9 protein-coding genes are annotated in these 14,040 nt (G+C 42.6%); 4 read left to right on the top strand and 5 right to left on the bottom strand.

Annotation, left to right across the window (positions count from 1 at the left end; genetic code table 11):
- Positions 1–78 precede the first annotated feature (78 nt).
- Positions 79–624: a hypothetical protein gene (locus AC4PM4_RS09110; RefSeq protein ID WP_491613387.1), complete on the top strand. Its 546-nt coding sequence runs from the start codon at positions 79–81 to the stop codon at positions 622–624.
- Between the two features lie 70 nt (positions 625–694).
- On the top strand, positions 695–1,426 hold the full coding sequence (locus tag AC4PM4_RS09105) for an MBL fold metallo-hydrolase (RefSeq protein ID WP_072734250.1): 732 nt from the start codon (positions 695–697) through the stop codon (positions 1,424–1,426).
- A 102-nt stretch (positions 1,427–1,528) separates the two neighbouring features.
- On the opposite strand, the gene AC4PM4_RS09100 is transcribed toward AC4PM4_RS09105, so the two are convergent.
- Positions 1,529–2,737, bottom strand: a complete 1,209-nt coding sequence (locus tag AC4PM4_RS09100) for a PQQ-dependent sugar dehydrogenase (RefSeq protein WP_491613386.1) — start codon at positions 2,735–2,737, stop codon at positions 1,529–1,531.
- A gap of 186 nt (positions 2,738–2,923) precedes the next feature.
- Positions 2,924–6,397 carry an SIR2 family NAD-dependent protein deacylase gene (locus AC4PM4_RS09095; RefSeq protein WP_491613385.1) on the bottom strand — a complete coding sequence of 1,158 codons (3,474 nt, stop codon included), beginning with the start codon at positions 6,395–6,397 and terminating at the stop codon, positions 2,924–2,926.
- A 236-nt stretch (positions 6,398–6,633) separates the two neighbouring features.
- Here AC4PM4_RS09095 and AC4PM4_RS09090 point away from each other — a divergent pair, with 236 nt between their 5' ends.
- Positions 6,634–7,725, top strand: a complete 1,092-nt coding sequence (locus AC4PM4_RS09090; protein ID WP_491613384.1) for a M24 family metallopeptidase — start codon at positions 6,634–6,636, stop codon at positions 7,723–7,725.
- Positions 7,726–7,829: 104 nt separating this feature from the next.
- Here AC4PM4_RS09090 and AC4PM4_RS09085 read toward each other — a convergent pair whose 3' ends face one another.
- Together AC4PM4_RS09085 and AC4PM4_RS09080 are read right to left on the bottom strand one after the other, a co-directional pair.
- Complete coding sequence (locus AC4PM4_RS09085; RefSeq protein ID WP_063564370.1) at positions 7,830–8,513, bottom strand: queuosine precursor transporter; 684 nt, start codon at positions 8,511–8,513, stop codon at positions 7,830–7,832.
- Between the two features lie 259 nt (positions 8,514–8,772).
- Positions 8,773–10,170, bottom strand: coding sequence for an L-cystine transporter (locus tag AC4PM4_RS09080; RefSeq protein ID WP_491613383.1), 1,398 nt, complete (start codon positions 10,168–10,170; stop codon positions 8,773–8,775).
- A 334-nt stretch (positions 10,171–10,504) separates the two neighbouring features.
- On the opposite strand from AC4PM4_RS09080, the gene AC4PM4_RS09075 reads away from it, so the two are divergent.
- Positions 10,505–12,205, top strand: a complete 1,701-nt coding sequence (locus AC4PM4_RS09075; protein WP_269053693.1) for a methyl-accepting chemotaxis protein — start codon at positions 10,505–10,507, stop codon at positions 12,203–12,205.
- Between the two features lie 221 nt (positions 12,206–12,426).
- Here AC4PM4_RS09075 and AC4PM4_RS09070 read toward each other — a convergent pair whose 3' ends face one another.
- On the bottom strand, positions 12,427–13,968 hold the full coding sequence (locus AC4PM4_RS09070; RefSeq protein ID WP_491613422.1) for a cobyric acid synthase: 1,542 nt from the start codon (positions 13,966–13,968) through the stop codon (positions 12,427–12,429).
- Positions 13,969–14,040 lie beyond the last annotated feature (72 nt).

Below are 14,040 nucleotides of genomic sequence, written 5' to 3'. Positions count from 1 at the left end.
TTCTTGTTTTTTTAGCACTACTGACGTCAATATGAGATAATTGAAAGAACACATATTGGTCTTATAGGGAGGATACGTATGCTAACCAAAGAAGACTTCAAGAAACTGAAAAAAGAAGCGAAACTTGAGATTGCACTCATCGAACAGGAAGTTCAAAATCTCCAGCAAAAGATAGACTCATCCCTGTATGAAAAAGATAAACTGTGGAACGATGAAGAGATTGGTGAGCTTACCCAAAAACGGAAAGAGCGAAAATATAGTTCATGGACGATTGAATTATGCACGATTATTGAAGACCTGCTAAATCAACTATACCAGCAAACGTATCAAAAAAAATTTAATTCGATCCAGTTGATGAAAACTCCTGCATACCGCTCATTATCCAATATCGAGATCCTTCAGGCTGAATTGAAAAATCAGCATCTTTCCCTGAAAACGGGAGAAGAGAAATATGAAGAAGAAATAGCCAAAGTGTTTCAACTGAGAAATAAACTTATTCACTCCAACTTTTCTTATGCTTCCATTATTAGAGAAAATCACGATGCAAAGCAAGAGTTTGAATCCACCCTGGATACGGTGAAGAAGTATAGAAAACACTTGAAATATAATCAGCCAGAGAACTGACGAATACATGATACATGCAAATGGTCATACACGACAAAGGAGGTGCTCCGGATTCGATCCGGAAACAAATATGAACAATCAACCCATGGATATTACGGTTCTAAATCTTCATATTGTCACACCTGCGGGTAAAAACCCGATCTATCCTGTTATGTTGCGCGATGAAGATGGTATTACGCTTGTGGATACAGGCATGATTGGCCAATTCGCCGAACTTCAGTCCGCACTGGAGCATGAAGGCGTTCAGCTATCTGATATCAAGCGCATTATTGTAACACATTCCGATATTGACCACATTGGTAATCTTGGTGCCCTGGTGAATGCTGTTCCCGAAGTGGAAATCTGGGCGCATAGCGATGAAATTCCGTATATCACGGGCAAAGAGCCCATGATCAAGTTCACGCCAGAACGCAAAGCGTTGCTACCTGAACCTATAGCGGAGCTGGCGGAACAATTGATCTCACAGCGGACTGAGTTCAAAATATCCAAAGTGTTAGAGGACGGTGACATGTTGCCTCTACAAGGTGGTATCCAGGTCATTCATACACCAGGACACACCCCCGGACATATCTGCTTGTACTTCCGGGAGCAACAATTCCTGCTCGCTGCCGATGAATTACGTGTGGTCGATGATGAATTGGTGGGTCCTTCTCCACCCGCAACACCGGACATGCCTGAAGCACTGCGCAGCTTGAAAAGATTACTTGGCCTGAAGCTGGAGAAGGTACTTTGTTACCATGGTGGCGAGTACACCGATGAGCCGAGTCGGCGCATTGCCGAACTCGCGGAAAGTGCGGACTAATTGGTCCCTGCAACCTAAGCTATATTTACGTAAATAATGAAGCGAAGGGGCTGTCCCATACGTCATGAACATGGCGGGACAACCCCTTTTCTATTGTAAATGTTACGGTTTCGGCGTCAGAACGATCAGTTGGTCATCTCCATCGCGTGGCGATCCCCTGCCATCCCGGTTGTTCGTGAGCACGTATAACTTCCCGTCTTCTCCGGCAGTCACATTGCGAATACGTCCCCACTCGTCTTTAAAAATCGGCTCTACCTGCGTTACTTGTGTACCATCTTCGGACAGAGTAATTTTAAGCAGTTGTTCACCCCGCAGATTGGCAGCAAGCAGTGATCCGGCCCACGGACCTTCCTCTATAAAGGCTACACCTGATGGAGCCCATGTTTCATCTCCACTATGGGCAAGCGGAGCCTGATATGTGCCATTATTATCATCGTCTCCCTCTACCTCTGGCCAGCCATAATTCTCACCTGCTTCAATCCGGTTAATTTCATCAAAATTACGCTGACCATGCTCTGTAGCGTACAGATAGCCATTGTTCGGGTTCCAAGCCAGGCCCTGTGCGTTCCGATGCCCCATGCTGTACACGGGTGAATTTGGCCAAGGGTTATCTTCTGGGATCGATCCGTCGAGACCAATCCGCAATATTTTGCCACCCAAGCTATCTTCGTTCTGGGCCAGCTCCGGTTCATACCGCTCACCTGTCGTAATATAGAGCAGATTGTCCGGGCCAATCTTGATCCGTCCTCCATTGTGATTCACCCCACCAGGAATGTCACTGAGCAGCTCCTTGTCTATAGTCGCCTTCCCGTCACTTACCTTCAAGCGCAATACCCGATTGGCAATGTCACCACCACCTTCCAGATAGGAATGGTATGCATACAGATAACCGTTATCATCAAAGTCCGGATCAGCAGCAAGTCCAAGCAAGCCACCTTCCCCTTCTTCATTAAATGGAGCAGTAAATTCAATCAGAGGTTCAGATGCCAGCTCTCCGTTCTCGATGACCTGAATGGTACCTGGTCGCTCTGTTACAAACATCCGTCCATCAGGCACGCTTACCAACTCCCAAGGTACATTGAGTCCGTCGACCAGCACGGAAGCCTCGTAAGGGATTACAGTATTTTCGTCTGTTTCCTCTTCCCCACCACTCGCATCGTTATTACCACCTTCCGCTGTCTGCCCCTGACCTGTACCCTGTCCTTGTGACGTCTGCTGCGATTCTGTCGTTGGGTCACCCGAAGCACAAGCAGTTAGCAAAGCCATACTGAGTAAAGAAGCATATAACGGAACGCTTAGTCGATTATTCATGAATACATCTCCTCATTAATCTGACTATCTTAAAAAGGTACTGTTTATTAATAACTATTTATCCTAAGCATAGTTCATTGAATCCAGACAGAAGAGGATGTGAAGATAATATTGAAGGTTTACTGTATTTGAAGAATCTAAGATTATTCTTTATAAAAAAATGCTTGGATTCACCAAGCATTTTTTTTAAGACTCTAATAGATCAGCGTTTGTCCTAACCTCAGGTAACCGATGAGTTACTATATATTCTTTCCATTCAATTAATTGATTTTTTACCTGTGGTCGTTTATTTATGAGTTGAGTTACTACTAAAGATATGCTTCCTAGTAATTCAAAATCAATCTGACTTAGATATTCACTCTCATTTTTAAATATCTGAAGATAGCCATTCAGGATTTTCGTTAGCAAATTACAATATTCATCATCAATAACACTCGGTGAAAATCGGATCAATTGTTCCATAGTTTGGAAAGCTACTATTTTCTTTTCCACTAAACCATATTTAATTATCTGAGTAATTTCATTTAGTAAGGGTAATTTGTCTCCTTCAATTTCCCCTTTATCTATAAAAATCAAATAATCTCCTACACTTTTCAATGCATTAACAGAGACTTCCCCTTGCATACTCCATAGTAAATCAGCAAATTGATAAGAATTATATTTCAAGCTTAAATCTAATTTTGTAATAGAAGGAATTAAGTATATCAGATATTCTGGCTCTCTTTGATTGATATCCTTTATTATGTCATCGATATCATTCCATATTTCGTTATCAAGATAATGTCTTTTTATATTATGGAAGAGTGTATTTTTAAGAAATAATATAAGTACAAAAAAATGGTTATCATTCCATATAAAAGACAACCTTTCTTTGGAAGCTGTCAGGAAAAGAGCTTCTTTATTAGAATTCCACCATAAGATAAATTTTTCGAACCATTTAGTATATATTACTTTCAGCTGTCCTTCATCCATCTTTTCAACTAATTCAATAAATAACATACGAAATTCAACAAAATAATCTACTAAATTAGAACTATCAATAATGATACCTTCAGCAGTAGCAATTTTGGGGATATCTTTAGAAGTAAAATCATTAACATTTTGCCCTATTGAGTCCTCTTGTAAAATCTGATCAAAAGTAGTTTGCAAAAGATACTTACTGAACACTTGTTCTTTATTCGATTCTTTAATTTGCTGAAGTGCTGCTCTGAATATTTCTTTTTTTTCTGTGTCTATGCTATCCGATAAATAAAGAAATGTTAGTCGAATTAATGCAATTTGATCGGGTAATTTAACCAGTAAATCTTCAATAATCTCTTCTGAAACATTAATTTTTAAAGAAGATAAATTGAGATTCATTGATATTATTACTAAAAACGGTTCAACAAATGAATATGAATCAAGCGGATTTGAGTGATTTTCTATTAAGATTAGATTCTCACAAAATTCTTTGCGCTCTTTTGAATTTTTAGCAAATATTATTCGTTTTATTAGTTTTTTTATTTTATCTGAAAGATCCATACCAAACCCATTTTTTCTTTTTAATAATTCTAAAACTATTTTATCCATTTCTAGTTGGATTTCCGGAGGATATACAAAATATACTCGTGACATTATTTCCAAAATTAAATTTATATCAATAATTGAAGATACAGCCGGGTTAAAAGCATTTATAGTAATAGTTTTGAGAGCAAGCACCTGAGACTCTTTAATATTATATACAAAAGTCCTTGTGAAAATTTCTTCAATCCTACCTTTATTTATATTCGTGATAAGCTTATTAAACGAATAGTTAGGGTAAATTCCTTTCACATTCTCGAGTGCTTGATCAAACTTTGTTCTGATGTAATATAATCCATATTCTTCTTGCAAGTGGATAGCAGCATAGGCATCAATTACTTCTTGACTAAGTATATTATTAAATTTAGAACCTATTCTCTTTGTTCCTGGGTCAAAGCCTCTTGATTCTGTTACTCCAAGATCATTAACATGTTCGCTAATAGATAAAAACGTTTGAATAAGTTCTTTATTAGTATCACAATAATTTCTTTCAAGCTCTTTGAGTCTCTTAGCTGAAAAACCTTGAGCCTTATTAATCCTTTCAAGATTGTGAATAACAACACTTTCAAGTGAAAGAAGATAAAAGTTATCTGGTTCAACAATTAACAATTTTCTTATAAATTGAATGTATTTATTGAAAAGTTTATTCGAGGATTCTAGATCATTTATCATTAAATAAATGATTCCCTTCTTAATTCCCCAGACATAGTGTTCATCTTCTACTATCCAATCTTTCAAAAGAGCTGAAACCCTGTATATGTCATTTCGTATGACATAGTACTTTATAGACTCATATTGGAGATGATGTTTTTGTTCAATATAAAGTTCCTCTTTTTTCAGTAAAGTTTGATATTGCTCAAATTCATCATCATCAAAATCTAAACGTGCCTCTCTTAATAAAGTAAATAAAATAGGAATAATATTGAATTGCTCATTACTACCCTTACAAGAATCCAAAACCTGCTTCAATTTTTGATGAACAAAAACATCCAAAGGTATAGAAAAAATATCATAAAACCATAAGATATCGTTCAAATGATCAATAAGATCATCGTCAATAAATATATTTTCTCTAGATTTAAAAATATTGTGACAATAATGGATAAGAGATTTAGAATGATTTCTTCTTATCATATCAGGAACAACAACCCAGCCAGGATAAGTTGATCGATTGTACTTTATATCTCCTGCATTACTAAAGCCACGATGGGGCCATTCTAATTTATTCTCTTTACTCTTATAAGATAGAAATTCGAAAATATCCTTAAACATTTCTCCATAAGGATTAATTTTATCTTTATATATTTCATTGAAGTCAATTAGTGTTATTCCTTTACTTTCCAGTTCTGACTCCCTATGTTTTTGATCATAGCCAATCATATAAATTTTCGGCATATGGTCACCCAGGTTTTGAGAAACCCAAGATATCCAGTTAGTGAAGTTAGGATCGTCTCCTGAGAAACCTAGAAGTACAAACGTAGTCTCCATAATTGACTGCTGTACCATATTTACAAATGGACTGAACTTAACTCGATAGGCTTCATAATCTGACTTAGTAAATACAAAAGGTCTATGCGATGGAAAACTTCCATGGAGTTTTACGATTCGTGGCTGCACTGAGTTTGGAATATCATTAATGTCATATATTGTTTGATAATTTCTTTCATATACTTGATGATTTGCCCGTTCTAACAAAGTATCGTAATTAGTGGTGTAGATATCACTCCAAGGAAGTCTTATCAAATCAAAATGGATCTGATCAGGTTCGTAATTGTTATCGGGGATTGCTTTTTTTAAGGCTTCGTCTAATATTGATCTTCCATATTCCTTAACGTATAACTCTCCAATCTCCAATACATCTGAACTCGTTTTGTCTTTTCTATGACTTAAATCATTTGTTAGTTCATTCTTAATATCGTTCCATACGGCCATTCCTTTAAACGAATTTTCAATTTTTTTTGCATTCAAGCTGAAACCTGCTCCGACCATTACTGAAACTCTACTTTTTCCATCATCAGACCATAATCTCTCTCTTATCTTTTTCAAATGCGGAAACATATCAAGTTTATTGCGAAATAATTCTTCGACATTTCCCTTCACAAATTAATCCCCCTTTGTATTGTATTGAGAAAACTATAATACATTAAGCACAATTCAACAAAGTATATCCACTTAACTACAAAAATAGGTGTACATTTTTAGCAACTGTTAGCGTTGTTAAAATCCCTAGTAAACAATTAAAGTATTATAACAAAAAAATATATACGGATTTTGGATTTCCCCGACATTCTTCTATAATAGAAAGATAGAATGAATGAAAGGTGGACATATAACTAATGAATCAAACTCCTTTATCCCGGCTGGAAGCTGGTCTGTCTACGCAAGGATTGGACGCCATGCTGATTACAGATCCGAAGCATATTTACTATTTAACAGGTTTTGCGAGTAATCCGCATGAACGTTTCCTTGGGCTTGTTCTTGCACGCGGCGAAGATCCGCTGTTGATCGTGCCTGCACTTGACGAGGAAGCTGTAGCAGCCGCTTCTTCGGTCTCGAACATTGCCACGCATTCAGATACGGACAATCCTTACGCTTTATTTGAGCGTTATCAAGGACGCCTGGGCCGTGTAGGTCTCGAAAAAGAATACGTGACTGTCGCACGTTATGAACAGTTGACCGCCGCGCTGGGCGCTGCCAACTTTGAAGATGTCGGCCCTTTGCTTCGCACCTTGCGTGTGAAAAAAACACCGGATGAAGTCGCTCGCATTCGCCACGCCATTCATCTGATCGAAGAGACGCTCCGCCAAGGACTGTCTCACGTTCGTACAGGTGTAACCGAAATCGAACTGGTTGCCGAAATGGAATACCAGATGAAGAAACTGGGTGCAGACGGCCCTTCCTTCGATACGATGGTGCTCACTGGCCCCAAAACAGGCTTGCCACACGGCACACCAGGTGAACGGAAATTGCAGCATGGCGATCTGCTGATGTTCGATATGGGTGTCTACGCTGGTGGGTATGCATCAGATATTACGCGCACATTTGCCTTTGGTGACATTTCACCTGAACTTAAAACCATCTATAACACTGTGCTCGCAGCAAACGAAGCTGCCATTCGTGCAGTTAAGCCAGGTGTCGCCTGTGCGGATATTGACCGTGCAGCACGCCAGGTTACGGAAGAAGCCGGATACGGCGAACGTTTCCTGCACAGAGTTGGACATGGAATGGGCATTGACGTGCATGAGTATCCTTCACTGCATGGTCAGAACATGGACATTCTGGAGGAAGGTACGGTATTTACGATTGAGCCGGGTATTTATGTAACCGGAGCAGGCGGTGTACGTATCGAGGATGATGTACTTGTGACGGAGACGGGTGTAGAAGTTCTGACGACATATCCGAAAGAGCTGCAAATCCTGACGGACTAATCCTTTTTGGTCATAAGCAAAAGTCCCGTGAAACCATGAATGCATGGCTTTGCGGGACTTTTGTGTTTGGATTCAGCATTTTGCAGAAGAACTTAACTACGAATCTAAGCTTCATCCTTGAATTTAAAGCTTCGTGCAGCATATAGAAACGGCGTTCCTACCGCGGTCAATACAAATTTGATCACATATGTGGTCAAGAAAATTTCAAGCCAAACGTCCCATGGATAGATGAAAGCAAACGCAATCGTGCAAAATACCAGTGTATCCGCGAACGAACTGATGATCGAGCTACCGTTGGTTCGTATCCACAACTGATTACGCCCTGGCGCCACCTTACGCAGCCAAGTGTATAGTCGCACGTCCAGGAACTGACTGATGAAATAGGCTGTCAGACTACCGAGTGCCAGACGTGGCAGCATACCAAACAATTTTTCCATCGACTCCTGTGCAAAGTCCGTCGATGCTGGCTCAAAGAACAATACCATCTGCATCAGCACTGTCGTCATAATCAAAGTGAAGAACCCGAACCATACGGCTTTACGTGCCTCACCTGGTCCATATTTCTCATTGAGCAAATCACTGGTCAAGTACATGCTGACATACATCGTATTGCCAAGCGTCAGAACGATACCCATAATATCTATCGTTTTGGTCACCTGTATATTGGCAATGACTGTTGCCACACCAATCCAGGCATAAAGACCCTTTTTACCGAACAAGCGGTAACACAAAAGAAAAAAGCCGTACGTTACGAGAACGAAAAGCGCTCCCCATCCTAAATTAAACAATATAAATACACTGCCTTCCTAGTTTTGATTACGCGGGATGGTTACGAACCGCGGTTTGACTCTGGGCCAAAACATGAATACTCTATCACATTTCCCCAAGCTTGAACAGCACTAAATAACTCCAACTGGCTTCAGATGATATTTACCGTATGCCCAACGGATGTTAAAAGCAAAAAGCCGCCCTCCGGATTAACCCGAAGAACGGCTGCTCTTGCATGGCTTGTGGCAGTAACTGCCATCCGCCTATTATGAATCTGAATTACGCCTGAACGGCTGAATCCAGATCACGACTTTGATCATTAAATGTATCATGATCGTTTTCTTTCAGAATTTTGCTGGTCACAAGTCCTGAAGTCATAGACCCGTTCACGTTCAATGCTGTACGACCCATATCGATCAACGGTTCAACCGAGATCAACAATCCTGCCAGGGCTACGGGCAAGTTCATCGTGGACAACACGATCAGGGAAGCGAAGGTTGCCCCGCCGCCTACACCAGCTACACCGAATGAACTGATCATGACAACCAGGATCAGGGTAATAATGAAGTCCCAGCTCAGCGGATCGATTCCGACCGTTGGAGCAATCATCACCGCCAGCATGGCCGGATAGATCCCGGCGCAGCCGTTTTGACCAATCGTGGCCCCAAAGCTTGCTGACAGATTCGCAATCCCGTCGGATACACCCAGTTTCTTCGTCTGCGTCTCCACGTTAAGCGGAATTGCTGCCGCACTTGAACGAGAGGTAAAGGCAAATACCAGAGTTGGCAGAACCTTTTTCAGATACGTGAGTGGGTTAAACCCAGAGAGAGCAATGATAATCAGATGAATGATGAACATGACGAGCAACGCAACATAGGATGCAATCACGAATTTGATCAGCTTCAGAATCTCATCCGCATTCGTGGTGGCCGTTACCTTTGTAATCAGTGCCAAAATCCCGTAAGGCGTCAGCCTGAGCACCAGTGTTACAATTCGCATAACCACCGCATATACCGCATTGACCATACCTCGGAATGTTTCCGCCTGCTGTGGTTTTTTGCGATCCAATCCGAGCACCGCCACACCGATAAACGCCGAGAAAATAACAACCGCCAGTATGGATGTACGACGTTCTCCGGTCATGTCCGCGAATGGATTCGACGGAATGAACTCCAGTACTTGCTGTGGAATCGTCTGATCCTTCACGTCAACGAGACGTTCCTCCATCTTCTGCCCCTGTGCAAGCTCTCGGTCTCCACCTTCGATCTCAATGGAAGTCAGGTTGAAGCTCAAGCTTGTCACAATGCTGACCCCTGCGGCAATAGCCGTCGTGATCAACAAGATCGCGATAATCGAAACACTCATTTTACCGAGATTCTGCTTGCCTTTCAGATTCATGATGGCCGATATGATAGAGACCATGATCAATGGAATCACGACCATTTGTAACAAACGAACATATCCTGAACCGGCCAGATTAAACCAATCGACCGACTTGGTAATGATTTCAGAATCAGATGTGTAGATCAGTTGCAGAATGACGCCATATACAACCCCGATGCCCAAACCCGCAAATACACGCTTGGTAAAGGAAATATGTTTCTTCTGCATCCAGAACAGGACACCCAGAAGAGCGAGCATAACCACTACGTTCAAAATGATTAAAAAGGTATTCATCTGTATAAATCCTCCTCAGTGTGAGTAACCGGATATTCCGGTTTTCTACTCGCTCAAAAGCGATATTCAACAATATATCACATAACAAACTATTCTGGTAGGTATTAATTGATATTATGTAATATGCATGTAATAAATTCATCTATTCCTGAAAAAAATACACTGAATCGTGAAAATTATTGTATTCAACCTCCGGTTAATTTTGTAATATAGGTATATCCGCTTATTCCCAAGTTTTCTCAACGTGAAAATTAGGCCTTTCTTCGTTGGTATTTAGTCTTACGATAACGGAAAAGCGACAATGTTAATGAACATGACGTGAAAGGATGATCCTATGTTTCGAAATCGCACCGTTGCCGGTAAAATCAGAGGCACTTTGTTCCTCGTACTGCTGGTTGCTTCCCTGTTGTTTAGTATCAGTTTCTATGCTGTCTCCATGAATATTATGCAGAGTTACGTGCTTCCACAGTTCGACAAGGTCCTGGGCACGTCCATTCAGGATATATACAAAAACACATCCGCTTCTAAAATTTTGCAAGTACAGAGTGGCGGAGCTGGCTCTGAGGGTGCTGCACTGACCGTGGAATCCTATTTGGCTGGCAAAGCCAAAGAGCATAATCTGGACGGAGCATACGTTGTCTCTATTCAGGATGGTAAAGCTACGGTTGTCATCGCAAATACCTCCTCGGGCATGAAAGCCGGAGATGAGATTAAAGTAGAAGCAGCAATGAATGAGGCCACTGAGAAAAAAGAAATGGAAATCAGCCAGGTTTATGCCGATTCCTTCGGTGTACATAAAGCAGCCTTTATTCCGATCGCAGGAAGTAACATGATCATGGCTGTTAGCATGGATGCCCAATTCATTCAGGACAAAATTGCACAGATCTTCTGGTTGTGCCTCGGTATCACGGCATTGGTCTTTTTGCTCGGATGGCTCATCTCGACAAGCATGATCAAACGTGTAACCAAGCCGATCATTCAGCTCGTTCAACACAGCAAACAGATATCACAAGGAGATCTGACTGCTGAAATTCAGATTAAAGGTAAGGATGAAATTGCACAGCTCGCTTCAAGCTTCCAGACGATGACTCATAATCTGAAAGAAATGATTAGCCGTGCCCTCTCCACATCCAATGAAGTTGTGGAAGGCTCCAATGATTTGCTCAAACGGGTAGAATCCATGTCCGGTATGGTGAAAGACTCCAGTCGTTCTGCAGAAAGTGCCGAGAAAGGCAGCGTAAGTATCGCTTCCAGCGCAGCCGAAAATGCCAGAGCCATGGAAGAAATCACGCAAGGCATTATGCATATTGCCTCTTCTTCTGCCGAAGTATCCGAGCAGATCGGAGATGCTGCAAACGAAGCTGTTAACGGTAACCGTCTGGCACAGGATGCCATTCAGCAAATGGAACGTGTCGGCCAGACCGCGAGCGAATCTCTGCGTTATGTCGAAACGATGAACGAGCGCTCGATCGCGATAGGGACCATTGTTCAATCCATTTTTGAAATCACGAAACAGATTAACATGCTGTCCCTCAACGCTTCCATTGAAGCAGCACGTGCTGGAGAGCATGGACGCGGGTTTGCCGTTGTTGCCGGAGAAGTACGCAAACTGGCGGAGCAATCCAAAACAGCTACGGAGGAAATCTCCGATTACCTGGGAACCATCCGTGAAGACGCCGAACGTTCGGTTGATGCTATGAACCGTGTAACCCAAGAGATTGGATCAGGTACTCACGTGGTTCAACAGGCAGGCTCCGCATTCCAGCAGCTTAACGAGTTGATTCAGAACGTTAATCTGACCATTCAGACGGTATCGGCCTCTACCCAGCAAGTATCTGCTGGAGCTGAAGAAGTCAGTGCTTCCGTGGAAGAAACGGCTCAGATCACGTCCAAATCCCGTCAAAGCATGCAAGAGATTGCTTCTACAGCGGATCTCCAACTGAATGAAATGGACTCCCATTCCAGCACGGTACGTCATCTACATGAGCAAGCGGTAGAACTGCAATCCGCCATGAAGAACTTCAAAATAAACTAACCGGAATACCTTTAACCCATTATTTCCATATTCGAATCAAACTTTAACATTAGGTACACAAATACCCCCATGCTCAGCATCGTTCCAGGTTTCAAGGAACGTTGCCACGCATGGGGGTATTCTTTTGGACTGCACATTATATAAATTGAACAAATGAATATGTACACGCTCCACTCCGATGATCGAACAACCTTCCGATCGCTGTTACCCCAAGCTTCCTTTTATTCAGGTGGCTGAACGCCCATAATCTCATACACACGCTGCATATCCAATGATGAACGTAATGATTCAGCTACACGGTCAAACTCCATTTCCTTTCGTTCACGTGCGCTGTACGTCTCCAGTAGCGGAGCAAGTCCTTTTCCTTCACGTAGACCATTGAGCCATGAACGTCGGAACTGATCACTTTCAAACAAACCATGCAGGTACGTTCCCCACACTTTGCCATCCATCGTGCCCCAGCCTTCATTGAAGGATTGACCTCCCGGATGGGCGATTTCGAATAAGGCCGTTACACGTTCAGGCTCAAGACACTCGGTAACACCCATATGAATCTCGTATCCCTGGATCGGCAACGAGTTTGCTGCATCACTTTCCTTGGGCAAACGAATTGGATGATGACTGTGAACATGCCCGGAGGCTCTTACCGTTTGTTTGTTCTGTAGAAATGTTGTCGATAGGGGCAGCCATCCCAATCCATGGGCTTCCTGAATCTGATTCGCTTCTACCGCAAATGGATCTTTGAGATGCTGACCGAGCATCTGATATCCACCACATATCCCAACAAGCTGAACATGTTTACGCTCCGTCTGGCTGGCAATCGCTTGCTCCAGTCCCGACGCACGCAGAAATGCCAGATCACCGATCGTATCCTTCGTACCTGGAAGCAGAATGGCGTCGGGATGCCCCAATTCATCGGGAGAAGTCACGTACCGCACATTCACATCCGGCTCCCTAGAAAGGGCATCAAAGTCTGTAAAGTTTGAAATACGCGGATAACGAATTACTGCCAGGTCCAGCTCCTGCTGACCGGATTTGCCGTGTCGCATGGAGTCCAGCACTACGGAGTCTTCCGCTTCAATCTGAATATCACTTATGTAAGGCAATACGCCCAATACAGGAATGCCTGTCCGTTCTTCAAGCCAGTCCAACCCAGGCTGCAGCAGGGACAGATCTCCACGAAACTTGTTGATGATGAATCCTTTTACACGCTGAACCTCATGCGGCTCCAGCAGCTCCAGAGTACCTACAATGGAGGCAAAGACACCGCCACGATCAATATCCGATATCAGAATAACCGGAGCATCCGCCCAGCCTGCCAGATTCATATTAACGATATCCCGATCCTTCAGATTAATCTCCGCAGGACTTCCCGCACCTTCCATCAGCACAATATCATACGTCGCGCGCAACCGATTCAGCGCATCCATGACCGTTTGTTTGGCTTGGGGCAGGAAATGCTGCCGGTAGTCCCACGCACTCATCTGTGTAAGAGGCACACCGTGCACGACAATCTGAGAATGCATATCCCGAACCGGCTTGATCAGGATTGGATTCATATCCGTTGTCGCTTCAATGCCGCATGCCTCGGCTTGTGCTCCTTGGGCTCTTCCGATTTCCTTGCCGTCTTCCGTGACGTAAGAATTCAGTGCCATGTTCTGTGATTTGAACGGAGCCGGCCTGAAGCCATCCTGCTTGAATATTCGGCATAAGGCTGTCGTAATTACACTTTTCCCCACATCCGATGCCGTCCCTTGCAGCATTAATACTGCTGCCGTTTGTTCGGACGTTTGTGCAGAAGTATCTTCCACGTTCCCTCACCTCCACTCTCAGCG

The organism is Paenibacillus sp. MDV22-iso6, from assembly GCF_058408365.1.
This window is presented reverse-complemented; position numbering and strand designations above follow the sequence as displayed.